The organism is Microbacterium meiriae, assembly GCF_025143875.1.
In the GTDB taxonomy this organism is placed as follows: domain Bacteria; phylum Actinomycetota; class Actinomycetes; order Actinomycetales; family Microbacteriaceae; genus Microbacterium; species Microbacterium meiriae.
Window position 1 is genome coordinate 130,709 of the sequence record NZ_JAMBDU010000007.1, and the last position, 22,633, is coordinate 153,341.

Sequence of the window (22,633 nt, forward strand, 5' to 3'; positions counted from 1 at the left end):
GCGGAAATGCAGCCATTCAAACGATTCGAAGGTCGGGGTCAGAGCACCTTGGACAGGAAGTCCTGGAGGCGTTCGTTCTTCGGGGCGCCGAACAGGTCGGCGGGGGTGCCCTCCTCGACCACGACGCCGCCGTCCATGAAGACCGTGCGGTCGGACACCTCGCGCGCGAAGCCCATCTCGTGGGTCACGAGCACCATGGTCATGCCGCCCTCGGCAAGATCGCGGATGACCTGCAGCACCTCGCCGACCATTTCCGGGTCGAGGGCACTGGTGGCCTCGTCGAACAGCATGATCTCCGGGTCCATCGCGAGCGCACGGGCGATGGCCACGCGCTGCTTCTGACCGCCGGAGAGCGACGCGGGCTTCGCGTCCGCCTTCTCCGACAGGCCGACGCGCTCGAGCAGCGAGCGGGCGCGGTCGCGGGCCTCGGCCTTCGTCATGCGGCCCAGCTCGACCGGGGCGAGCGTGATGTTCTCCAGCACGGTCATGTGCGGGAACAGGTTGAAGTGCTGGAACACCATGCCGATGCGCTGCCGCACCTCGTCCAGCTTCACGCTCTTGTCGGTGAGGTCGACACCGTCGATGATCACGTGCCCCGACGTCGGCTCCTCGAGCTTGTTGAGGCAGCGCAGCAGCGTCGACTTGCCCGAGCCGGACGGGCCGATCACCGCGATGACCTCGCCGTCCTCGACCGTGAGATCGATGCCTTTGAGCACCTCGTTGTCGCCGAAGGACTTGTGCAGGTCCCTGACCTCGATCTTGCTCATGCGTTGGCCTTCCTCTCCAGGCGGTTCGCGAGCAGCGTCAGCAGCGTGATCACGACGAAGTAGATGATGGCGACGATCGTCAGCACCTGCGCCGAGAGATACGTCGAGGCGATGATCTGTCGCGAGACGAAGGTCAGCTCGGCGAGACCGATGACGCTGATGAGCGAGGTGTCCTTCAGCGTGATGATGCCCTGGTTCACGAACGACGGGATCATGATCCGGAACGCCTGCGGCAGCACGACCTTCCGCATCGTCTTCCAGTGGCTGAGACCGAGCGAGCGCGACGCCTCCGCCTGACCGGGGTCGACCGCCTGGATCCCGCCGCGGATGATCTCGGTCATGTACGCACCGGTGTTCAGCGACAGGGTGATCGCACCGGCGACGAACGGGTCGAACTTGAGGTCGGGGATCAGCTGCGGGATGGCGAAGAACACGAAGAACGCCTGGATCAGGATCGGGGTCCCGCGGAAGACGTAGACGTACGCGGTCGCGATCCAGCGGAACGGCGCGAACTTCGACAGGCGCCCGAAGCCGAAGATGATCCCGAGGATGAAGGCCGCGATCACCGCGACGATCGTGGCGAGGATGGTGAGCCACAGACCCTGCATGAGGGCCGGCCAGTACTTCACCGCGACCGAGATGATGTCGGTGGGCTGCGCCTCCTGCGCGTCGTCGCCCGACGCGAGGTAGGTGTCGACGATCTCGTCGTACTCGCCGGAGTCCTGCAGGTTGGCGAGGCCGGCGTTGAACATCTCCAGGAGCTCGGCGTTCTCGCCCTTGTTCACCGCGAAGCCGTACTCGCCGCCGAGCGCGGGCTCGCCGACGAGACGGAAGCCCGAGCCCTGCTGGATGCCGTAGGCGAGCACGGGGAAGTCCTCGAAGTAGCCGACGGCCTGACCCGCCTTGACCGCGTCGACCATGTCGGTCGTGTCCTGGTACGGCGTGATGCGGAAGCCGTACTCGTCGGCGTTCTCCTCGGCGAAGGTCTGCCCCTGGGTGCCGGTCTTCACCGCGACGGTCTTGCCGTCGAGGTCGTCGAGGGACTCGATGTCGCTGGACTCGAGCACGCCCAGCTGCACGCCGCTCGTGAAGTACGGGTCGCTGAAGTCGAAGGTCTGCTGGCGCTCCTCGGTGATCGACATCCCGGCCATGACGGCATCGACCTGGTTCGACTGCAGCGCCTGCACCGCGGCGTCGAAACCGAGCTGGCGGATCTCCACGTCGAAGCCCTGGTCCTCGGCGATCGCGCGCAGGAGATCCATGTCGATGCCGACAAGGTCGCCGGACTCGTTCGTGAACTCGAACGGCGCGAAGGTCGTGTCGGTGCCGATGACGTAGGTCTCGCCGTCGTCGGCCGCGGTGGCGGGCGCGGCTCCGGCGAGCAGCGCCCCGGCGGCGACGAGCGCGGCGAGAGCGGTCGCGCCGGCGGTGCGGCCGAACCGCCGGCGACGGCTCGGCGGAGAGGATGGATGGCGGCTCACGTCGAGTGCTCCTCGGGGTTCGGAAGGGCGGCCCGGCGGCCGCCGACCATCCACCCTAACCCTGCACCTCCCGCGCACCGGAATCTCGGCGCGACCCCGGACCCCGCCGGAACCCGCGTGGATACCGGCGTGTCGAGGCCGCCGCGGTCACGCCGGAGGGGTTGTGGCGACGGGCTCGTCCTTGCGGTCGTGTCCGCGGAGGAACAGCGAGGCGACGAGGGCGATGAGGATCACGCCGGCGGGCAGCAGGAGGGTCTGGGACATGCCCGCAGCGAAGCCCTCGGCGACCTGCGGCGGCAGTGCGCCGCTGCCCGTGCCGGCCGGGGCGTCGGCCAGACCGGGGAGGTTCGCCTCCAGCCGCGACTGCATGAACGCGGCGATCGACGCGGAGCCGATGACCGACCCGATGGTGCGCGTGGTGTTGTAGATGCCCGCGCCGGCACCGGCCTGCCGCGGCGGCAGCTTGCGCGTGGCCGTGGTCGCCAGCGGCCCCCACATGCCCGCGTTGCCGATGCCCATCAGGGCGGACGGCAGCAGGAACATCAGGATGGGGGTGTCCATCGTGGTCAGGGCGGAGTACCAGACCAGGGCAGCCGCGACGCAGATCAGGCCGGGGACGAGGATGATACGCGGGTCGACACGGTCCAGGATCTTCCCGGCGACCGGGGCGAGCACGCCCGACAGCACGGCCATCGGGATCAACAGCATCGCCGCCTCGGTCGGGGTGAGGCCGCGCGCCGTCTGCAGGAAGAACATCATCGGCAGCGACATGCTCGTGACGGTGAAGCCGACCGCGGCGATCGCCACGTTCGCGCCGGAGAAGTTCCGGTCGCGGAAGAGCGCGAGCGGCACGAGGGGTTCGCTGCGGGTGCGCGCCTGCTGCACGATGAAGAGCGCGAGCACCACGACGCCCGCGATGATGAGCCCCCAGACCGAGATCGGCCCCACGATGGTCCCCCAGTCGTACTTCTCGCCCTCCTGCAGCCCGAAGACGATGAGGAAGAGCGCGACGGCGCTGAGCACGACGCCGACCACGTCGAACCGGTGCGGGTGGGTCTTCAGCTTCGGCACGAGGATCCAGGCGAGCACGAAGGCGATGACGCCGACGGGGAGGTTGACGAAGAAGATCCACCGCCACCCGAAGCCGTCGACGAGCAGACCGCCGGCGAGGGGGCCGACGAGAGTGGCGACGCCGGCCGTGGCGCCCCAGAGGCCCATCGCCGCGCCGCGGCGGTTGGGCGGGAACGTGCGGGTGATCACGGCCATGGTCTGCGGCGTCATGAATGCGGCGCCGAGCCCCTGGACCGCGCGGGCAGCGATCAGGCCCTCGAGCGTGGTGGACAGTCCGCACCACAGCGAGGCGAGGGTGAAGACCGCGAGCCCGATGAGGTAGATGTTCTTCGGCCCGAAGCGGTCGCCGAGTCGTCCGGTGATCAGCAGCGGGACGGCGTAGGCGAGGAGGTAGGCGCTGGTGACCCACACCACGTTGTCGAGGTTGTTCGTGTCGGGGTCGAGGGCGGCCTTGATCGCCGGGTTCGCGACGGAGACGATCGTGGTGTCGACGAGGATCATGAAGAACCCGATGACGAGCGCCCAGAGCGCCGGCCACGGACTCTTCGGTGCGTGACCGGCGGCGAAGGGCCCGGTCTCGGGTCCCGAGGTCTGACGGGAATCGGTCATTGCTGTGCAGCCTTTCGCTGGGCGCGGTAGCGGTCGGTGTCGTCGAAGGCGTCGGGGCCCCAGCGGAGCTCGTCGCCGTCGAGGCGGGTGAGGAGGGAGTCGAGCCAGCGGAGCTCGGCGTCGAGCAGCGCCTCCTGCCGTTCGATCTCGACGAGGACCTGCGGCGGGACGCCTTTGGCGCGGGCGGCGGCGAGGCCGTCGTGGTGGAGCGCGTACGAGGCGACGAGGGCCTCACGCCGTTCCTGCAGCAGCGCGACGGCGTCGTCCCGGTCGAGGTTGTGCGACTCGGCGAGCGCGACGCGGGCGTCGGTCTCGCGGTCGATGCGGGGGAGGGCACGACGCACCCACGCGACCACCGCCTCCCGACCGGCGTCGGTGAGGGTGTAGGTCGTCCGCTCAGGTCGGTTGCCCTCGCGATCCGTGCCGACCTCGTCGAGCAGACCGGCCCGCTGGAGTCGGGCGACGGTGTGGTACAGCGTGCCGTTGGTGACGGTGATGAGCCGGTCGTCGTGACGCGCGCGGAGCAGGCGCACCATCTCGTACGGGTGCATGTCGCTCTCGCGGAGCAGTGCCAGCACCATGACGCCGAGCGGCGTGAGTCCCGCCACCACATCCCTGCTCTTCGCCACGCCTCTCCCCCTCATGCCCTGTCCCCTGCCCCGCACGAATAGTCCACATGGACTATACACCCGCCCCTCCTCCGCCGAGACCCCGTCTTTCCGGCGAGACCCCGGGGTCCCGGGGCGCTCACCCCGGGGTCTCGACGCGAACGCGGGGTCTCGGCGCGGAAGAGCACGCATCACCGGGATAATGGGCGGGTGAGCACACCGTCCGCAGGAAACGCGCAGGCCATCCCCGGATGGCGACACCTCTACTCCGGAAAGGTCCGCGACCTCTACGCCTCCGAGGACCCGGCCGACACCCGCATCCTCGTCGTCGCGTCCGACCGGGTGAGCGCGTTCGACGTGGTGCTCTCTCCCGGCATCACCGACAAGGGCGCCCTGCTGACGCGCCTCAGCCGCTGGTGGTTCGCCCAGCTGGACGTGCCGAATCACCTCACGGACGGCGACCTGCCGGAGGAGGTGGCCGATCGCGCCATGCTCGCCCAGTCGCTCGAGATGCTGCCGATCGAGTGCGTGGTGCGCGGGTACATCACCGGCTCCGGCTGGGCCGAGTATCAGGAGCACGGCACCGTGTGCGGCATCGCCCTGCCGGCAGGGCTGCAGAACGGCGACCGTCTGCCCGAGCCGCTGTTCACCCCGGCCTACAAGGCGCCGATGGGTGAGCACGACGAGAACATCACGTTCGACCGCGTCGTCGAGCTCGTCGGGGCGGACCAGGCGGCCGAGCTCCGCGACGCCTCGCTCGCGATCTACCGTCGGGCCGCGGCCATCGCCGAGGAGAAGGGCCTCATCCTCGCCGACACGAAGTTCGAGTTCGGGACCGACGCCGACGGCACCCTCCGCCTCGCGGACGAGGTCCTCACGAGCGACTCCTCCCGGTACTGGGACGCTGAGGCCTGGCGCACGGGGTCGACGCCTGCCGAGCGGATGGCGAGCTTCGACAAGCAGATCGTGCGCGACTGGCTCGCGGCGAACTGGGACAGGCAGGGCGAGCCCCCCATGCTGCCCGACGAGGTCGTCGCCCGGACGGCCGCCCGGTACCGCGAGCTCATCGACCGCCTCGGCGCCTGACACCGCGCTCCCCGCGACCGCGAGGCGCACAGGGAAAACTCAGGAATCGGTAGTGTTGCTCCAGCACTCCGCCCCCGATCCCGAAACCTGAGGAGCCCGCATGGCTTTGTGGAAGCTGCACGGAAACGGCCGCACCGTCGAGCCCGGCGCCGTCGTCACCCCCGAGGAACGTCTGTCCTGGCCCGCGACCATCGCCATCGGCGCGCAGCACGTCGTCGCGATGTTCGGCGCCACGTTCCTCGTGCCGACGCTCACCGGCTTCCCGGTGTCGACGACCCTGCTCTTCAGCGGCATCGGCACGCTGCTCTTCCTCCTCATCACGAAGAACCAGCTGCCCAGCTACCTCGGCTCCTCGTTCGCCTTCATCGCCCCCATCACCGCGGCCGTCGCGGCGGGCGGCACCGGCTCGGCCCTCGCGGGCGTGGTCGCGGTGGGCGTGCTCCTCGCGGTCGTCGGCCTCGTCGTGCAGTTCGTCGGCCTGCGCTGGGTCGACGCCCTGATGCCCCCGGTCGTCGCCGGCGCCATCGTCGCGCTCATCGGCTTCAACCTCGCCCCCACCGCCTGGAGCAACTTCGCGCTCGACCCGGTGACCGCCACGATCACCCTCGTCGCGATCATCCTCTTCGCCGTGCTCTTCCGGGGCTTCCTCGGACGGATCTCGATCTTCCTCGGCGTCGCCGTCGGCTTCATCTGGGCCGCGTTCAACGGCTCGTTCGAGGTGCCCAACCCGCTCCGCGGCGACAAGACCCCCGCCGAGCTCATCGCGGACGCCCCCTGGATCGGCCTCCCGCACTTCCAGTTCCCGGACTTCGTCGAGCCGGGCACCTGGTCGACCATCGCGATGTTCCTGCCCGTCGTGCTCGTGCTCATCGCGGAGAACGTCGGCCACGTGCGCGGTGTCGCGACCATGACCGAGGACCCCGCCATCAACCGCCACACCGGCCGCGCGCTCATCGCCGACGGCGTCGCCACGACCATCGCGGGTGGCTTCGGCGGCTCGGGCACCACGACCTATGGCGAGAACATCGGCGTCATGGCCGCGACCCGCGTGTACTCCACCGCCGTGTACTGGGTGGCGGGTCTGTTCGCGATCCTCCTCGCCTTCTCCCCGAAGGTCGGCGAGGTGTTCAACTCGATCCCCGCGGGCGTGCTCGGCGGGGCGACGACCGCGCTCTACGGCCTCATCGGCATCATCGGCATCAAGATCTGGGTGGACAGCCGCGTCGACTTCTCCCGGCCGGTCAACCAGTACACCGCCGCGGTGTCCCTCGTGATCGGCATCGCCGGGTTCACGATGCAGCTCGGTGACTTCGCCTTCGGCGGGATCGTGCTGGGTACGGTCGCGGCGCTGCTCATCTACCACCTGGGCAACCTCATCGCCCGGGCGCGCAAGACCGGTGCCGACGACCCGAAGCCCCTCGAGCCCGTCGGCCCCCTCGGCGGCGACCCCGCGTAACGCCCCGCCCCGGGGTGCGTGCGGGACGGGTTTCGTTCCTCCCGCACCCCTCGAAAGCCCGATTTCGCACTCGCACCGGTTCGCCGGCAGGGACGCGACCCCGGGACCTCGCGGTCCGGATGGAAAACGCCCCTTCCTCTCACGAGGAGGGGGCGTTTTCGCACTCTCATGGGACTTGCTCGCCCGCCTCGAGTGCGGGATCGAAATGGGGCGTTCCGCGGCGGGGGGAGGTGCACTTTCGCACTCCCCCGACGGGAACGTGCCGGCTCGCCGCGGTGCGCGCACGTCCGGCCCACGCGGTGCGGGTCAGCGGCTGCGGGATCGAAAACGGGCGTCGGAGGGACGCGGAAGGGACGTTATCGCACCTGCATGTGGGAGACGCTCCCGGAGCAGAGGACGCGGGATCGAAAAGGGTCGTCCGAAGGGCGCGGGAGGGACGTATTCGCACTCCGCATGCCGGACGGGACGGGACGGGACGGGACGGGACCGGGGTCAGGCGATCGTGGCGAGGAGGGCGTCGGCGGAGAGGGTCGCGCCGGTGTCCGCGCGAGGGGTGAGGGTGCCGGCGCGGTGCGCGGTGACCGTCGTCTCCATCTTCATCGCGTCGAGCACGGCCACCGGGTCTCCCTCGGCCACCTCGGCCCCGTCGTCGACGAGCCACCGCACGAGCGTGCCCGGCGCGGGAGCCCGGAGCTCGGAGGGGTCCGCCGCAGACACGGGTGCAGCGGCCTCTCCCGCCGGACGGCCGATGCCGGCCAGCAGCTCCGCGGGCAGACCGAGCATCACTCGGCGGCCGTCGATCTCCACCGGGAAGCGCTGCAGCCCGGAGACCGGGGCGACCGCGGGGCGCGGCTGCGACTCCAGCGCCGGGAGCAGCACGGTCTCGATCCACTGGGTGTGCACGGCGAAGGTCGCGGTCGCGAACGCGGGGTCGTCGATGGCGCGGAGGTCGAACGGGATCACGGTCGCCGGACCCTCGACGGCGAGCTCCCGCAGCGCTCGACGCGCCCGCACGAGCGCCGCGTCCCGGGTCTCCGCGTGCACGATGAGCTTCGCGATCATCGAGTCGAACGCGGGCTGCACGGTGTCGCCGGCCTCGATGCCGCTGTCCCACCGCACGCCGGGTCCGCCGGGGATGCGCAGGGCATCCACCCGTCCGGGGCTGGGCAGGAATCCGCGGCCGGGGTCTTCGGCGTTGATGCGGAACTCGAACGCATGCCCGGTCGGAGCCGGGGTGTCGGTGAAGGACGGCCCCTCGCCGAACGCGATCCGGAACTGCTCGCGGACGAGGTCGGTCCCGGTGACCTCCTCGGTCACGGGGTGCTCGACCTGCAGCCGGGTGTTCACCTCGAGGAACGAGATCGTGCCGTCCGCGGCGAGGAGGAACTCGACCGTGCCGGCGCCGCGGTACTGCACCTCGGCGCAGATCGCCCGCGCCGCGTCATGGAACGCCGCCCGCTGCGCCTCCGTCAGGCCGGGCGCGGGAGCCTCTTCGATGAGCTTCTGGTTGCGCCGCTGCATGGAGCAGTCGCGGTCGCCCACGACGACGACGCCGCCGCGCCCGTCGCCGAGCACCTGCACCTCGATGTGTCGCGGGCTCTCCAGGAAGCGCTCCACGAAGCACTCCCCGCGGCCGAATGCCGCGGTCGCCTCACGGGTGGCCGCGTCGAACGCGTCGGCGACCTCGGACAGCTCGCGGACGACCTTGAGCCCTCGGCCGCCGCCACCGAACGCGGCCTTGATCGCGATCGGGAGGCCGTGCTCCTCGGCGAACGCCACCGCCTCCTGCGGTCCGGACAACGGCTGATCCGTGCCGGCGGCGAGCGGGGCCCCCACACGCTGGGCGATCCGACGCGCGGTCATCTTGTCACCGAGTGCGTCGATGCTCTCCGGCGAGGGTCCGATCCAGACGAGTCCGGCGTCCTCGACGGCTCGCGCGAACGCGGCGCTCTCGGAGAGGAAGCCGTAGCCGGGGTGCACGGCATCGGCACCGCTGCGGCGGGCCGCGTCGATCAGCGCCTCGACCGACAGGTACGTCGTCGCCGCGGTGTCGCCGCCCAGGCCGATCGCCTCGTCCGCGAGCCGCACGTGCAGGGCGTCGGCGTCCTGGTCGGCGTAGACGGCGACCGACGTGTAGCCGGCCTCGGCGCACGCGCGGATCACGCGGACCGCGATCTCGCCGCGGTTGGCGATCAGCACAGTGGTCATGAGGTCTCCTTGACGGTGAAGCGCACCCGCACACCCGGCGGGAGCTGGGCGGCGAGGTCGAGGCTGCGATCGGTGAGGGCACCGATGATGGGGTAGCCGCCGGTGAGCGGATGATCGGGGAGGAAGAGCACGGGCTGCCCGTCCGGCGGCACCTGGATGGCCCCGGTCACGGCGCCTTCGCTCGGCAGCTCGCCGCCGACCGCCCGTTCCAGGGGCACGTCGCCCTGCAGTCGGATGCCCACGCGGTCCGAGCGCGGCGTGACCGTCCACGCCTGCCCGGTGAGCGCGTCGACGCCGGCGGCGGTGAACCAGTCGTCGCGCGGCCCGAGCGTGATCTCGAGCGCGACCAGCTCCCCGGCCGCGGGAAGCGCGCGCGGCACCGGATCCGGCTCGACGGCGGCCACGGCGGCATCTCCGATCGGGAGGAGGTCGCCGACGGACAGCGGCGCGGGGCCCAGCCCGGCGAGCGTGTCGGTCGCGCGACTGTCGAGCGCCGCGGCCGGAGCGAGCCCTCCGCGGACCGCGATCACGGACCGGAGTCCGCGGTCGGGGTGGCCCAGCGTGAGCTCATCGCCGTCGACGGTCGCGAAGGGCACCCCGGGGAGGAGCGTGCGCTCGGTGCCATCGGCGTCGGTGAGCGTGAGCGGGCCCGTGGCGCCGGTGACCGCGGCCACTCCCGCACCGTGGAAGCGCAGCACGGCTCCGCCGACGCTCTCCAGCACGGCCGCGGCGGGGGTGTTGCCCACCGCCCGGTTCGCCGCGTGCATCGCGACACGATCGGCGACGCCGGAGGCCGAGACGCCCAGGGCCGCGAAGCCGGGGCGACCCGCGTCCTGCACGAGGAGCTGCAGCGAGGATCGCACGACCTCGACCGCCGGACCGCCCGCGCGGCGGTCGACACGCGTCGCGTCGGCCACCCTCATAGGCGACGCCGCCACGGTCTCCCGCTCCGCACGCACGAAGCGCACGCGTCGACCCGGCGCGAGCAGGGCCGGCGGGTCGCGGTCGATGTCCCACATCTCCAGGGCGGTCCGGCCGATGAGCTGCCAGCCGCCCGGGCTCTCCCGCGGATACACGCCACTGAACGCCCCGGCGAGCGCGACGGAGCCGGCGGGCACCCGGGTGCGCGGCGACGACCGCCGCGGCACGTCGAAGAGGGGGTCGCCGCTCACGGCGTAGCCGAATCCGGGAGCGAAACCCGAGAAGGCCACGCGCCAGTCCGCGGCGAGGTGACGAGCCACCAGCTCCTCCGCCGAGACGTCGAGGAGCGCGGCGGCCTCGTCGAGATCCTCCCCGTCGTAGCGGACCGGGATGCTGACCTCCCCCGCATCGGGCAGGGCCGCCGCGTCGACCTCGGTCGCGGCGAGCGCCTCCGCGAGCGCGGCGGCCGAGGTGCGGTGCGGATCGAACCGCACGAGCACGGTGCGGGCGCCGGGGATGCGCTCGAGCACACCGGGCATGTCGCTCCACGCCAGATTCAGCCGCATGGCCTGCTCGAGGTCGTCCGCCTCGACGAGCAGCGCGCTGTCGGAGGCCGTGAGGATGCGCATCAGACCCGGTACTCCGCATCCGGAACATCGGTGACGAACATGTACCCCGGGGCGTGGGTGACGGCGAACGGCGGCTTCGACGCCATGATCGCCGCCTGCGGGGTCACACCGCACGCCCAGAACACGGGGATCTCGCCGGGGCGGATCTCGGGGGCGTCGCCGAAGTCGGGCGCCATCACATCGGCGATGCCGAGCGACGCCGGATCGCCGATGTGCACCGGCGCGCCGTGCACAGCCGGGGTGCGCCCGGAGATCTGCACGGCGTCGGCCACGCGGTCCGCGGGGATCGGACGCATCGAGACCACCATCTCGCCGCGGAGGCGCCCGGCTGGCGTGCAGTCCACCGCCGTGCGGTACATCGGCACGTTGCGTCCGAGTTCCTGATGACGCATCGGGATCCCGGCCTCGACGAGACCCGTCTCGAACGTGAAGCTGCAGCCGATGAGGAACGCGACGAGGTCGGGATGCTCGGCCCACGCCGCCGTCGCGTCGGAGACCTCCTCGGCCAGCTCGCCGTCCCGCCAGATGCGGTAGCGCCCGATGTCGGTCCTGATGTCGCTGCCCGGAGCGAGCCGCGACTCCACCTCGCCCTGCTCGATCACCTCGAGGACGGGGCAGGGCTTCGGGTTGCGCTGCGCATAGAGGAGGGTCTCGAAGGCCCAGTCCGCGGGCACGGCGATGAGGTTCGCCTGGGTCAGCCCCGGGGCGACGCCGCTGGTAGGCGCGGCGTGACCGGCGCGGTGCGCCGCACGGGCGGCCCGGGCGTCGGCGAGCTGGGCGGGAGTCGCGAGCACCGCCATGTCAGACTCCGGCGAACGGGGCGATGGTGATGCCCTCCGCCTGCAGCAGCCGCTTCGTCTCCGCGGCCATCGCGACGGATCCCGGGCTGTCGCCGTGCACGCAGATCGACTGCGCGGACACGGCGACGTCGGTGCCGTCGATCGCCCGGATCACACCCTCCGCGGCCAGGCGCACCATCCGCTCCGCCACCGCGGTGGGGTCGTGCAGCACGGCCCCCTCCTCGGTGCGCGAGACGAGCTGACCGTCCGGCTGATAGGCGCGATCGGCGAAGGCCTCCGCCGCGACTGCGAGCCCCGCCCGTTCGGCGACGTCGAGCACGACGCCGCCGGCGAGACCGAGCAGCACGAGCGAGGGGTCGATCGCCGTGATGGCCGCCACCACGTCCTTCGACTGCCGCTCGTCGCGGGCGATGGTGTTGTAGAGCGCCCCGTGCGGCTTGACGTAGGAGACCCGCCCGCCGACCGCCGCGGTGAGCCCGAGGAGGGCACCGAGCTGGTACTCGACATGTGCCTGCAGCGTGGCCGAGTCGATGTCGACCTTCGTGCGCCCGAAGTTCTCGTAGTCGCGGTACCCGGGGTGCGCACCGATCACGACGCCGCCGGCGACCGCCGCCGCGAGGGTCTCGCGGATGCCCTCCGGGCTCCCGGCGTGGAATCCGCACGACACGTTCGCACTCGTGACGATCTCGAGCATGCTCGCGTCGTCGCTGACGATCCGGTCGGGGACGTTCTCGCCGAGGTCCGAGTTCAGGTCGATGGTCGCCATGTCATGCTCCGATTCCGAGGAAGGCGAAGATGGGGCCGATCGAGACGGCGCCCATGTACCAGGTGAGCGCGGTCACGACGGTGCCCGCGATGAGCAGCCACATCGGGTACTTCCGGTCGCCGAGGAGGTCGCGGCGGAACCAGCCGATGTACATGAACACCGTCAGGCCGATGGGCAGGATCAGGCCGTTGAAGCCGCCGACGAACACGAGGATCGCGGCCGGGGCCGTGCCGATCGCGAGGTAGACGCCGAGGGAGACGACGATGAACGCGACCGTGGCGAGCTGCAGCGGCCAGCCGCCGCGGAGCTTGGCGGTGAACGTCGAGAGGAAGGTCGCCGAGGTGTAGGCGGCCCCGATGACCGAGCTGATCGCGGCGGCCCAGAAGATCGCGCCGAAGATCCGCAGACCCGCGTCGCCGAGCACCGCGCCGAACGCCTGGCCGGCCGGGTTGGCGGCCTGCGAGGAGAGGTCGAGCGCCACGCCGGAGGCGACCACGCCGAGGATCGCGAGGAACAGCACGTAGCGCATGATGCCGGTCACGATGATGCCGTTGGCGGCGGCCCGCATGACGGGCTTCGCGTACTGCGGGCCCACGTGGCCGGAGTCGAGGTAGCGGTGCGCACCGGAGTAGGTGATGTAGCCGCCGACCGTGCCGCCGACGATCGTGGTGATGGTGGCGAAGTTGAGCTGGTCGGGCACGAAGGTCTGGCGCAGGGCGTCGCCGACCGGCGGCTGGGCGATGAACGCGACGACGAGCGTCATCACGATCATCGCGATGCCGAGGACGATGAGCACGATGTCCATCACCTTCCCGGCCTTCTTCACGAGGAAGATGATGATGGCGAGGGCCGCGGTGAGCGCGCCGCCGATCTTCGGGTCGATCCCGAGCAGCGCGTTGAGGCCGAGGCCGCCACCGGCGATGTTGCCGATGTTGAACGCGAGCCCGCCGATGACGACGAGCACGGCGATCACATGGCCGGAGAAGGGGATGGCGCTGTTGGCGAGCTCGCCGGCGCGCTTGCCGGACGAGGTGATCATGCGCCAGATGTTCAGCTGCACCGCGATGTCGACGAGGATCGACACGAGGATGGCGAACGCGAAGGCGGCTCCCATCTGGGCGGTGAACGTCGCGGTCTGGGTGATGAACCCCGGACCGATGGCGCTCGTGGCCATGAGGAAGATGGCGCCGATGACGGCACTGCGGCCGGCGCGCTTCTTCGCGTGGGCGGCGCGGGCTTCGTCCTCGGGGGTGAGGGCGGGGGCGGACTGCTCGGACATAGGGGGGTCCCATCGTCGTTGGTGGGTGTCGGGTGACCCCCAGTGTAGAACGGACAGAACCAGATTGTTCAACAATCATGTTTCCGTCGTGCTACAGCGCGGTTGCTTTCGTGTGATCATCGCTCGGAGACGGCCCCTACGATGAAGGCATGAACCAGCAGGGCCCGCTCGCCGACGTGCTCCGTCAGCGCATCATCGACGGCGACGTCGCCCCGGGCTCCCGGCTGTCCGAGTCGGCGCTGTCGGAGAGCTTCGACGTGTCCCGCAACACCCTGCGCGAGGCGTTCCGGGTGCTCGCGGAACAGGGACTCGTCGAGCACATCCCGCACCGCGGCGTCTCCGTGGCCTCACCCTCGATCGCCGACGTCATCGACATCTACCGGGCTCGCCGGGTCATCGAGTGCACGGCTCTCCGGCAGTCCGAACCGGAGCATCCCGCCGTCCAGCGCATGACCGACGCGGTCGCCGCGGCCGAGGCCGCCGTGGCCGGGGTCTCCCCCGACGACACGTCCGCCTGGCGCGCGGTCGGCAGTGCCAACATGGCGTTCCACGTCGCGCTGGTCGACCTCGCCGACAGCCCGCGCCTCGCCCGCACCTACCGGAACGTCGCGGCGGAGCTGCGCCTCGCGTTCCTCAAGATCGACGACCCCCGCGCCCTGCACGAGCCGTTCGTCCGGAAGAACCGCGCCGTGCTCGACACCTTCCTGACCCGCGGTGCCGAGGCCGGAGCGGCGGAGCTGGAGCGGTACCTCGTGCAGTCGGAGCGGGTCGTGCTCGGCGCGTTCGCGCGGATGCAGCTCGACTGAGCGGGGTCCGCTGCTCAGGTGGTGTCGGTCCGCAGCGCCGCTGTCGCGCGGGGTCGAGGCTCCTCGCCCCGGTATGACGCCGGCACGCCCGGCAGCGCAGCGTCCGGCTCCGGGAGCCCGTACCGCCGGTGCAGCCAGCGCCGCGCATCCTCGAGCGGATAGGTGTCGCCGAAGACGCAGTACTTCACGAACACCCCCTCCAGGGTGCTGCGGAGCATGACCTCCTCCAGGGCCGGGTCCTCGGCACCTCGGGCGCGGAAGACGGCGCGCACGGCGTCCTCCGCGGCCGTCGCGCCTTCGGCATAGCGCTGCTCCGATTCCGCGAACAGGCGATGCGTCAGCGGCTGCTGCTGCATGGCGAGCACCGCACGCTGCAAGGGCATCGCGAAGGCCGTCGCACCGATCGCCCCGTCGATGATGGCGGCGAGCATCTCGTCGGGCGTGCCCTCGACCTGCGCGAAGGCCAGGACCGTCTCGAACCAGCGGTCGATCACCGCGGCGACGAGCTGGTCCTTGCCGCCGAAGTGATAGTTCACCAGCCCCTGCGCCACTCCGGCGCGACGGGTGATCTCCGCGATGCCCGCCCCGGCGACGCCACGCTCGCTGAAGACCTCGATCGCCGCCTGGAGGATGTTCTCCCTGGCGCGTTCGCGGGCCAGACGATTCTGCTCATCCGATCGCGCCATACGGCATCCACCTTTCGGGTCCGGCGGAATTCCCTCACGGGCCGTCTCGGGATAGATTAATCACTGAATGCTCGTTCAACCTATGGAGGGTGCGAGCACTCGCGGCGCGGGGGTTCGCCGCAGCAGCCACGGACGCGTCTCCAGCCGATGGAGGGGGAGGCGGAGATGCGTCCGTGGCCCTCCTCGACCTCCGGCATACGACGACGGACCGAGGACCAGGCCCGGGCGTCGACCACCGGTGCCGACGTCCGGCCGAGCGCCGACGGGACCTTCGACGGTGGCCCATCGGGCAGATTCCTGACCTGAGTGCAGAAAGCGCACGACGGGCCGTGTCGCGCCTTGACCCCGTCGAAACGGCGCGGTTAGCGTGAGCGGGCTTCGGCCCCTCGGTGGCAGCGATGCTCACCGTCCGGACCGGAGACCGCTCGCCCACCGGACGCGCGGCACCGCTCAGATCGAAGAGGATCTTCCATGCGATTCACCAAGAAACTCGCGCTCGCCGCCACCGCGGCGGCCGCGCTCAGCCTCAGCGCGGTCATCCCCGCCACGGCCGCGTCGCCCGACGACTCCGCGCCCTCGTACCAGGAGTTCGCGTCGTCCACCTATCGGGACGTGGACGGCGCCTACGTCGTCAACGGCGACGAGGTGATCTCCGGAAAGAAGGAGCTGCGCGCCTTCTACGACCGGCTGATCGGCCCCGAGACCCGCAACGACGGCCTCATCGTCAACACGGTCAACAACATCGACGACAAGTGGTCGGCGTCGCAGGTGGCCAACCTCACCTACTGCGTGAGCACGAAGTTCGGCAGCCGTCACGCCGACGTCGTCCGGGCGATGGAGGGCGGCGCCGCGCTCTGGGAGTCCGCGTCCTCGAAGATCGACTTCCGGTACGTGAGCAGCGCGGACGCCAACTGCACCACGCGGAACAACGCCGTCGTGTTCTCCGTCGAGCCGGTGGCCACGACGCAGTACATCGCCCGTGCGTTCTTCCCCAGCACGCCGGCCCGGCAGCAGAACGTGCTCATCGACGACTCGATCTGGAGCGCCGGAGCGTGGACGCCGACGAACGTGCTCGGCCATGAGCTCGGCCACGTGCTCGGCTTCCGCCACGAGCACACCCGTCCGGAGGCCGGCACCTGCTTCGAGGACAACAACTGGCGTCCGCTCACCCCGTACGACTCGTCGTCGATCATGCACTACCCGCAGTGCAACGGCAGCTCGGACGACCTCTCGATGACCACCGCCGACCGCACCGGGGTCGTCTCCCTCTACGGGAACTGACCCTCTCGTCGGACTCGCTCCGGCACCACCGAGGCCCGGTCGTCCGCGATCGGGCCTCACCCGTGTCCGGGGTCGACGCGGCTCAGGCGGAACCGCGGACGACGAGCTCCGTCGGCAGGATCGTGGTTCGCGGCGGATCCTCTCCCGCGAGCCGGGAGAGCAGCACCTGCGTCATCGCCTCGCCCTGGGCGTACATGGGCTGGCGCATGGTCGTCAGCGGCGGATCGGTGGTCAGCGCCACCGACGAGTCGTCGAAGCCGACGAGCGCGATGTCCTCGGGCACCCGCACCCCGGCGCCCCGCAGCGCCGTCAGCGCCCCTCGGGCCATGAGGTCGCTGGCGACGAAGATCGCGTCCGGCCGCCCTTCCGCGAGCAGCCGGCGGGCGGCGTCGGCTCCGCTCGCCTCGCTGTAGTCGCCCTCCTCCTCCGCGAAGGGGGTGAGACCGGCGGCGGCGAGCGCGGCGCGGAACCCCTGCACGCGGTCGGTCGACGAGGGCATCGTGAGCGGGCCGGAGATCGTGGCGATGCGGGTGCGTCCGATGTCGACGAGGCGCTGCGTGGCTTCGCGCGCTCCCGCGACGTTGTCGACGTCGACCACGTAGTCCCCCTCGGCGCGGCGCACCGGGCGGCCGCCGTAGACGACGGGGACCGCGTCGGCGATCCGGTCGACGAAGGCGTCACTCGTGTGGTGCGACACGATGAGAGCACCGTCGACGCCGCCGTTGCGCACGAAGCTGGTCATCTTGTCGCCGGGGTCGTCGCTCGCGATCAGCAGGTTCAGGAGGTAGTCGGAGCTGCGGAGGGCGCCGGTGATGCCGGCCACGATCGCTGCGAAGAACGGGTCGCCGAAGAAGCGCGACGTGTCCTCGGGGACGATGAGGGCGATCGCGTGCGTCTGCCGGGAGGCGAGGGAGCGCGCGGCCCGGTTCGGCACGTAGTTGAGCTCGTCGATCGCGGCGCGCACGGCGGTGAGCGCTTCCGGGCTGACCGCCGTCGACCCGTTGACGACCCGCGACACGGTCGACCGGGACACGCCGGCGGCCGTCGCGACCTCCTCGATGGTCGCCCGGGGCGACATCATCGCTTGCTCTCTTCCATCGCCCCATTCTCATCCACCCGGACCCTCGCCCGTGAAAATCCCCGCTTCGAATCGCCCGATTGGTCCCATCTCGGCCGCGGATGGAGCCAATCGGGCGATTCGAACGGGTCAGAGGGAGCGCGCGGCGATGATCCGGGCGTACTCGCGGCCGGAATCCTTGACCGTCCGCTCCTGGGTGTCGTAGTCCACGCGGACGATCCCGAAGCGCTTGTCGTACCCCCACGCCCACTCGAAGTTGTCGAACAGGGACCAGTAGAAGTAGCCGCGCACGTCCACACCGCTGTCCCTGGCGTCCAGCACGGCGTCGAGGTGCGCGCGCAGGAACGCGGTGCGGTCGGCATCGGGCACCCGGGTCTCCCCGTCCGCCACCACGACCGTGTCGTCATAGGCCGCGCCGTTCTCCGTCACCGAGAGCACGACTCCCGCGGGCTCGGCGTACTCGGTCCACAACCGCTGCAGCAGTCGCGTGAGTCCCTCCGGCTGGACCTCCCAGCCCTGGGCGGTGCGGGGCAGCCCGCGCTCGACCGCGTGGATGCCCTCGTGCGAGGGGTACGGGCTCCGGGTCACGTGTGCCGTCTCCGGGCCGCTGGAGACCGGGGCGTCGTCGGGCCCCGTGCCGGACACGAGGTCGCCGTGGTAGTAGTTCACGCCCTGCGTGTCGATGGGCTGCGCGATCGTGTCGAGGTCGCCCTCGTGCACCGCCGCCTCGAACCGCGCGACCGCGTCGGGGTCCACCGCGCGGATGTCCTCCACGGTGTCGACGGGATACGCGCCGCGGTAGATGGGGTCGAGGAACCAGCGGTTGAACTGGCCGTCCAGCCGCCGGGCGGCGTCCACGTCCGCGGGGTTCTGCGGGTCGGCGGGATCGGCGACCGTGTGGTTCAGCGTGATGCCGAGGTTGAGGGAGGCATCGCGACCGCGGAGGTCGCGCACCGTCGCACCGTGCGCGAGGAGCAGGTGGTGCGAGGCCAGCAGTCCCTCGGCGATGCTCGTGTGCCCCGGGGCGTGCTCGCCCCCGGTGTAGGAGAGGAAGGACGAGCACCACGGCTCGTTGAGGGTCGTCCACACGTTCACGCGGTCGCCGAGGGCGTCGTGCATGGTGCCCGCGTACTCCAGGAAGCGGTCGACGGCGTCACGGTTCGTCCAGCCGCCGACCTCCTGGAGGGCCTGCGGCATGTCCCAGTGGTAGAGCGTGAGCCAGGGCAGGATGTCGGCCGCGAGGAGCTCATCGACCAGACGGCTGTAGAAGTCGACCCCCGCCTGGTTGACCGCGCCGCCGTCCGGGCGCACCCGCGACCACGAGGTGGAGAAGCGGTAGGTCTGCAGCCCGAGCTGCTTCATCAGCGCGACGTCCTGCGGATACCGATGGTAGTGGTCGCACGCCACATCCCCGTCGTCGCCGCCGACCACGGCCCCGGGCACCCGGCAGAAGGCGTCCCAGATGGATGCCGTCCGTCCGTCCTCGAAGGCGGCGCCCTCGATCTGGTAGGCCGCGGTCGCCGCGCCGAAGAGGAAGTCCGAGGGGAAGGCACGCGTCATAGGGGTCATCCTTTCACCGCGCCCGCCATGATGCCACTGACCAGCTGCCGCCCCGCGATCACGAAGAGCACGAGGAGCGGAAGGGTCGCGAGCACCGCGCCGGTGAGCACGATCGAGTAGTCGATGTAATAGCCGGACTGCAGCTGGCTGAGCGCCGTCTGCAGCGTCGGGTTCTGGGGGGAGAGCACGATCAGGGGCCAGAGGTAGTCGGTCCAGGCGGTCATGAACGTGAACAGTCCGAGGATCGCCATGGCCGGCCGCGCCGCGGGCACCCCGACGGTGAGGAACGTGCGGAACTGGTTCGCGCCGTCGACCCTGGCGGCCTCGATGAGCTCGTCCGGGATGACGTCCACGAGGTACTGCCGCATGAAGAACACCCCGAACGCCGTCACGAGGGTCGGGACAATCACCGCGCCGATCGTCCCCGTCCAGCCGAGCTCGCGCATGAGCATGAACAGCGGGATGATGCCGAGCTGCGTGGGGATGGCCATGGTCGCGATCACGAACACCATGAGGCCGTCCCGCCCGCGGAAGCGCAGCTTCGCGAACGCATAGCCGGCGAGGGTCGAGAACGTGACGACGGAGATCGTGATGATCGTCGAGATGAGGAACGAGTTGCCGAGCGCGAGCCAGAACGGGATCGCATCGAACACCTTCGCCGCGTTCGCGAGGAAGTTGCCGCCGGGGATGAGGGGCAGGGTCTCACCGCGGGTCGCGTTGGTCCCGCTCGCCACGACGAACGACCACCACAGCGGGTAGGCGCCGCCGATGACGAAGGCCGCGAGGAGCCCGTAGGTGAGGAAGCCGGGGCGGCTGCCGAGGCCGGCGCTCCCGCTCGCGGCGCCGCGCCGGCGGCGGATCCGCTCCGGCACGCTGAGGGCCTGGGTGGCGGTCATCGCGCCTCCTCCTTTCCGGTCGGGCGGATGCGGCGTCGGGCCGCGCGGTTCTTCGGGGCGTCTCCGGTGGCGATGCGCCGGGAGATCAGGAAGTTGATGAGGCCGATCGCGACGATGAGGAGGAACAGCAGGATCGCGACGGCCGAGGCCTCGCCGAGGTTCCGGCGGAAGAACGCCAGCTCCCAGAGGAACAGCACCGTGGTCTGAAACTGCCGATCGCTGCCGCCGATGCCGCCCGCGGTGGAGACGTCGAACAGACGCGGTTCGGCGAAGATCTGCAGGCCGCCGATGGTCGCCGTGATGATGACGAAGATCAGCGTCGGACGGATGGTGGGGATCGTGATGGCGAAGAACCGCCGCACAGCCCCGGCACCGTCCAGGGCGGCCGATTCGTAGAGGTCGCGCGGCACGGCCTGCATCGCGGCGAGGAGGATGAGGGCGTTGTAGCCGGTCCAGCGGAAGTTCACCATGACCGCGATCGCGATGTGCGACAGGAACGTGTCGTGCTTCCACTGCTGATCGGCGATGCCGACGAGGTTGAGGAGGTTGTTGGCCAGCCCGTCCGCCTCGTTGAAGATGCTCGAGAAGATGATCGCCACGGCGACCGGCGTCACCACGAAGGGGATGAGGACGCTCATCCGCCAGAACGTCGGCGTCCGCAGTCCGCGGTCCAGCAGGTACGCGATCACCAGGGCGACGGCGAGCTGCGGGATGGCGGAGAGCAGGAAGATGCTCAGCGTGTTCCGGATGGAGTTCCAGAACATGCCGTCGCCGAGGATCGCCGCGAAGTTGCCGAAGCCGACGAAAGGCCCCTCGCCCTTCAACAGATCCCACTCGTGCACCGCGACCCACACCGTGTACAGCAGCGGGAAGAGGCCGATGAGCCCGAAGAGGAGGAAGAACGGGGAGATGTAGAAGTACGGAGAGGCGCGGTGGTCGAAACGGGAGACGCGGGTGCGCCAGGAGCGTCGCGGCGGAGCGTCCGCCGCCACGGGGGCGGCGGCCTGCGGCTCCGCCGGCGGGGCGGTGAGGGTCATGGGCGTGTCCTTTGCCGGGCTTCGACAGGCTCAGCTACCCACTCGGGGCGCTGGGCGTCCACTCGGGGCGCTGGGCGTCCACTCGGGGCGCTGGGCGTCCACTCGGGGCGCTGGGCGTCCACTCTGGGTCGCTGAGCGTCCACTCGGGGCGCTGGGCGTCCACTCTGGGTCGCTGAGCCTGTCGAAGCGAGATGATCAGCCGACGAGGTCGTTCAGCAGGCCGATCGCCTGGTCCCAGGCGCCCTGCGTGTCGGTCTCACCGCGGTCGAGTGCGCTCAGCGCCGGGCCGAAGACGTTCTCCTGGATCACCGAGTCGTCGGCGCCCTTGAACTGCGCGACGACGCCCTTGGCACGCTCGGCGAGGATGGCGCCGGTCGGCGCGTCGTTGAAGAACGCGTTGGGCGTGGCTTCGTCGGCGAGGGACTCCTGCGCCTTGATGGTCGAGGGGAAGTTGCCCGCGGCGGCGGACTGCTTCACCTGCTGCTCGGGCTGCGTCAGCCAGTCGGCGAGCTCGGCCGCGGCCTCCTTGTGCTCCGAGGACTCCGGGATCGACAGGAACGCGCCGCCCCAGTTGGCCGCGCCGCCGGGGAACACGTCCGCGAAGTCCCAGCCGGTCGACGCGTCGCCGCCGCCGGCCTCGACCTGACCCTGCACGACGCCGAGCATCCAGCCGGGGCAGACGAAGGTGGCGAAGGTGCCGTCGACGAACGACTTGCCGCCGTTCCAGTCCCACGCGGTCTGCGCTGCGGACTGACCGCCCTCGGTCGCGGCACCGAGGAGCTCGAAGCGCTCCTGGAGCTCGTCGTTGCCCTCGACGTTCAGCTCACCGTCGGCGGTGTAGTAGCCCTCGTCGAGCTGGTTGACCATGGCGTTCCAGACGAAGCCGGAGTGGTCGTACCAGGCCTTGCCGGTCTTCTCGGTGTAGTCGGCACCGACCTGGAAGTAGTTCTCCCAGTCGCCGTTGAGCAGTTCGGCGACGGACTCGCGGTCGCTGGGCAGGCCGGCGGCCTCGAAGGCGGCGCCGTTGTAGCAGATGCCGCTCGGGCCGATGTCGGTGCCGTAGCCGATGACGCGGCCCTCGGCGTCGGTGGCCTGACCGTACTTCCAGTCGACCCAGTCGTCCTTGCGGTCCTCGATGCCGTAGTCGCGCAGGTCGACGAAGGTGTCGGAGACGTCCATGATGGCGCCGAGCCAGCCCTCCTCGATCGCGACGATGTCGCTGAGGCCGGAGCCGGCGGCGATCTTGGTGAAGGCGTCGGTGCGGGCGTTGCCGCCGGTGTCGATGTTGGTGGCCTCGATCGTCACGTTCGGGTGCGCCTTCTCGTACTCCTCGTAGAGGTCGTCGTAGCCGAAGGTGCCGAAGGTGGTGACGGTCAGTGTGACCTTCTCGTCGGCGCTGCCGCCGGTGTCGCCGTCGCCGCCGGTGCTGCCGGAGCAGCCGGCCAGGGCGAGAGCGGAGACGGATGCCACGGCGGCTGTCGCCAGGATCCGGGTGCGGGCACGTGAGTTCACGGTTCACTCCTTTGTGGGTTCGTGCGGGTGGTGGTGCGTGGGTGAGTCGTGGGGGCGGCCCCCCAGAGGGCATTAAAACTAACATCCCCCCCCCGC

General features: G+C 70.6%; 19 protein-coding genes. 4 read left to right on the forward strand and 15 right to left on the reverse strand.

Annotated features, from left to right (window positions below):
* Positions 1-38: 38 nt before the first annotated feature.
* The 4 genes from M4D53_RS06745 to M4D53_RS06760 form a co-directional block, all read right to left on the reverse strand.
* Positions 39-767, reverse strand: coding sequence for an amino acid ABC transporter ATP-binding protein (locus M4D53_RS06745; RefSeq protein WP_060922441.1), 729 nt, complete (start codon positions 765-767; stop codon positions 39-41).
* Positions 764-2,248 (reverse strand): amino acid ABC transporter substrate-binding protein/permease, encoded by a 1,485-nt coding sequence (locus M4D53_RS06750; RefSeq protein ID WP_259952905.1) that lies wholly within the window; start codon positions 2,246-2,248, stop codon positions 764-766. The genes M4D53_RS06745 and M4D53_RS06750 overlap by 4 nt, the downstream gene beginning before the upstream one ends.
* A 147-nt stretch (positions 2,249-2,395) precedes the next feature.
* Positions 2,396-3,928 (reverse strand): DHA2 family efflux MFS transporter permease subunit, encoded by a 1,533-nt coding sequence (locus M4D53_RS06755; protein WP_187663085.1) that lies wholly within the window; start codon positions 3,926-3,928, stop codon positions 2,396-2,398.
* Positions 3,925-4,557 (reverse strand): PadR family transcriptional regulator, encoded by a 633-nt coding sequence (locus tag M4D53_RS06760; protein WP_311198665.1) that lies wholly within the window; start codon positions 4,555-4,557, stop codon positions 3,925-3,927. Before M4D53_RS06760 ends, M4D53_RS06755 begins: the two co-directional genes overlap by 4 nt.
* Before the next feature lie 189 nt (positions 4,558-4,746).
* Here M4D53_RS06760 and M4D53_RS06765 point away from each other — a divergent pair, with 189 nt between their 5' ends.
* A complete protein-coding gene (locus tag M4D53_RS06765; RefSeq protein ID WP_259952910.1) occupies positions 4,747-5,622 on the forward strand; it encodes a phosphoribosylaminoimidazolesuccinocarboxamide synthase in 876 nt (291 codons plus the stop codon).
* Between the two features lie 100 nt (positions 5,623-5,722).
* On the forward strand, positions 5,723-7,078 hold the full coding sequence (locus M4D53_RS06770) for a uracil-xanthine permease family protein (RefSeq protein WP_062766125.1): 1,356 nt from the start codon (positions 5,723-5,725) through the stop codon (positions 7,076-7,078).
* A 492-nt stretch (positions 7,079-7,570) separates the two neighbouring features.
* Here the strand turns inward: M4D53_RS06770 and M4D53_RS06775 are convergent, their stop codons facing one another.
* Genes M4D53_RS06775 through M4D53_RS06795 form a run of 5 tightly spaced genes read right to left on the reverse strand, consistent with a single transcriptional unit; the run spans position 7,571 to position 13,681 of the window.
* Complete coding sequence (locus M4D53_RS06775; RefSeq protein WP_187663082.1) at positions 7,571-9,286, reverse strand: acetyl/propionyl/methylcrotonyl-CoA carboxylase subunit alpha; 1,716 nt, start codon at positions 9,284-9,286, stop codon at positions 7,571-7,573.
* On the reverse strand, positions 9,283-10,836 hold the full coding sequence (locus M4D53_RS06780) for a 5-oxoprolinase subunit B/C family protein (protein WP_259952913.1): 1,554 nt from the start codon (positions 10,834-10,836) through the stop codon (positions 9,283-9,285). The genes M4D53_RS06775 and M4D53_RS06780 overlap by 4 nt, the downstream gene beginning before the upstream one ends.
* Positions 10,836-11,636: a putative hydro-lyase gene (locus tag M4D53_RS06785; RefSeq protein ID WP_259952914.1), complete on the reverse strand. Its 801-nt coding sequence runs from the start codon at positions 11,634-11,636 to the stop codon at positions 10,836-10,838. Before M4D53_RS06785 ends, M4D53_RS06780 begins: the two co-directional genes overlap by 1 nt.
* Before the next feature lies 1 nt (position 11,637).
* Positions 11,638-12,402 carry a LamB/YcsF family protein gene (locus tag M4D53_RS06790; protein WP_187663079.1) on the reverse strand — a complete coding sequence of 255 codons (765 nt, stop codon included), beginning with the start codon at positions 12,400-12,402 and terminating at the stop codon, positions 11,638-11,640.
* 1 nt (position 12,403) lies between these two features.
* On the reverse strand, positions 12,404-13,681 hold the full coding sequence (locus M4D53_RS06795) for an NRAMP family divalent metal transporter (RefSeq protein ID WP_259952916.1): 1,278 nt from the start codon (positions 13,679-13,681) through the stop codon (positions 12,404-12,406).
* Between the two features lie 149 nt (positions 13,682-13,830).
* Here M4D53_RS06795 and M4D53_RS06800 point away from each other — a divergent pair, with 149 nt between their 5' ends.
* Positions 13,831-14,487: a GntR family transcriptional regulator gene (locus M4D53_RS06800; RefSeq protein ID WP_259952920.1), complete on the forward strand. Its 657-nt coding sequence runs from the start codon at positions 13,831-13,833 to the stop codon at positions 14,485-14,487.
* 14 nt (positions 14,488-14,501) lie between these two features.
* On the opposite strand, the gene M4D53_RS06805 is transcribed toward M4D53_RS06800, so the two are convergent.
* On the reverse strand, positions 14,502-15,173 hold the full coding sequence (locus tag M4D53_RS06805; protein WP_259952922.1) for a TetR/AcrR family transcriptional regulator: 672 nt from the start codon (positions 15,171-15,173) through the stop codon (positions 14,502-14,504).
* A gap of 471 nt (positions 15,174-15,644) precedes the next feature.
* Here M4D53_RS06805 and M4D53_RS06810 point away from each other — a divergent pair, with 471 nt between their 5' ends.
* On the forward strand, positions 15,645-16,454 hold the full coding sequence (locus tag M4D53_RS06810; protein ID WP_187663075.1) for a M57 family metalloprotease: 810 nt from the start codon (positions 15,645-15,647) through the stop codon (positions 16,452-16,454).
* A gap of 82 nt (positions 16,455-16,536) precedes the next feature.
* Here the strand turns inward: M4D53_RS06810 and M4D53_RS06815 are convergent, their stop codons facing one another.
* The 5 genes from M4D53_RS06815 to M4D53_RS06835 form a co-directional block, all read right to left on the reverse strand.
* On the reverse strand, positions 16,537-17,532 hold the full coding sequence (locus M4D53_RS06815) for a LacI family DNA-binding transcriptional regulator (RefSeq protein ID WP_259952936.1): 996 nt from the start codon (positions 17,530-17,532) through the stop codon (positions 16,537-16,539).
* Between the two features lie 129 nt (positions 17,533-17,661).
* Positions 17,662-19,092, reverse strand: coding sequence for a GH1 family beta-glucosidase (locus tag M4D53_RS06820; RefSeq protein WP_259952924.1), 1,431 nt, complete (start codon positions 19,090-19,092; stop codon positions 17,662-17,664).
* Positions 19,093-19,097: 5 nt separating this feature from the next.
* Positions 19,098-19,988 carry a carbohydrate ABC transporter permease gene (locus M4D53_RS06825; RefSeq protein ID WP_259952927.1) on the reverse strand — a complete coding sequence of 297 codons (891 nt, stop codon included), beginning with the start codon at positions 19,986-19,988 and terminating at the stop codon, positions 19,098-19,100.
* Complete coding sequence (locus M4D53_RS06830; RefSeq protein WP_187663072.1) at positions 19,985-21,025, reverse strand: carbohydrate ABC transporter permease; 1,041 nt, start codon at positions 21,023-21,025, stop codon at positions 19,985-19,987. Before M4D53_RS06830 ends, M4D53_RS06825 begins: the two co-directional genes overlap by 4 nt.
* Positions 21,026-21,220: 195 nt before the next feature.
* Entirely contained in the window at positions 21,221-22,537 is a 1,317-nt protein-coding gene (locus M4D53_RS06835) for an ABC transporter substrate-binding protein (protein ID WP_259952930.1), read from the reverse strand.
* Between the last annotated feature and the right edge of the window lie 96 nt (positions 22,538-22,633).

Excerpts from the sequence above, each read along its gene's own strand:
- M4D53_RS06745 (WP_060922441.1), bottom strand. The coding sequence starts at position 767 with ATGAGCAAGATCGAGGTCAGGGACCTGCACAAGTCCTTCGGCGACAAC.
- M4D53_RS06755 (WP_187663085.1), bottom strand. The coding sequence starts at position 3,928 with ATGACCGATTCCCGTCAGACCTCGGGACCCGAGACCGGGCCCTTCGCC.
- M4D53_RS06770 (WP_062766125.1), top strand. The coding sequence starts at position 5,723 with ATGGCTTTGTGGAAGCTGCACGGAAACGGCCGCACCGTCGAGCCCGGC.
- M4D53_RS06775 (WP_187663082.1), bottom strand. The coding sequence starts at position 9,286 with ATGACCACTGTGCTGATCGCCAACCGCGGCGAGATCGCGGTCCGCGTG.
- M4D53_RS06780 (WP_259952913.1), bottom strand. The coding sequence starts at position 10,836 with ATGCGCATCCTCACGGCCTCCGACAGCGCGCTGCTCGTCGAGGCGGAC.
- M4D53_RS06785 (WP_259952914.1), bottom strand. The coding sequence starts at position 11,636 with ATGGCGGTGCTCGCGACTCCCGCCCAGCTCGCCGACGCCCGGGCCGCC.
- M4D53_RS06790 (WP_187663079.1), bottom strand. The coding sequence starts at position 12,402 with ATGGCGACCATCGACCTGAACTCGGACCTCGGCGAGAACGTCCCCGAC.
- M4D53_RS06795 (WP_259952916.1), bottom strand. The coding sequence starts at position 13,681 with ATGTCCGAGCAGTCCGCCCCCGCCCTCACCCCCGAGGACGAAGCCCGC.
- M4D53_RS06800 (WP_259952920.1), top strand. The coding sequence starts at position 13,831 with ATGAACCAGCAGGGCCCGCTCGCCGACGTGCTCCGTCAGCGCATCATC.
- M4D53_RS06805 (WP_259952922.1), bottom strand. The coding sequence starts at position 15,173 with ATGGCGCGATCGGATGAGCAGAATCGTCTGGCCCGCGAACGCGCCAGG.
- M4D53_RS06810 (WP_187663075.1), top strand. The coding sequence starts at position 15,645 with ATGCGATTCACCAAGAAACTCGCGCTCGCCGCCACCGCGGCGGCCGCG.
- M4D53_RS06815 (WP_259952936.1), bottom strand. The coding sequence starts at position 17,532 with ATGTCGCCCCGGGCGACCATCGAGGAGGTCGCGACGGCCGCCGGCGTG.
- M4D53_RS06820 (WP_259952924.1), bottom strand. The coding sequence starts at position 19,092 with ATGACGCGTGCCTTCCCCTCGGACTTCCTCTTCGGCGCGGCGACCGCG.
- M4D53_RS06825 (WP_259952927.1), bottom strand. The coding sequence starts at position 19,988 with ATGACCGCCACCCAGGCCCTCAGCGTGCCGGAGCGGATCCGCCGCCGG.
- M4D53_RS06830 (WP_187663072.1), bottom strand. The coding sequence starts at position 21,025 with ATGACCCTCACCGCCCCGCCGGCGGAGCCGCAGGCCGCCGCCCCCGTG.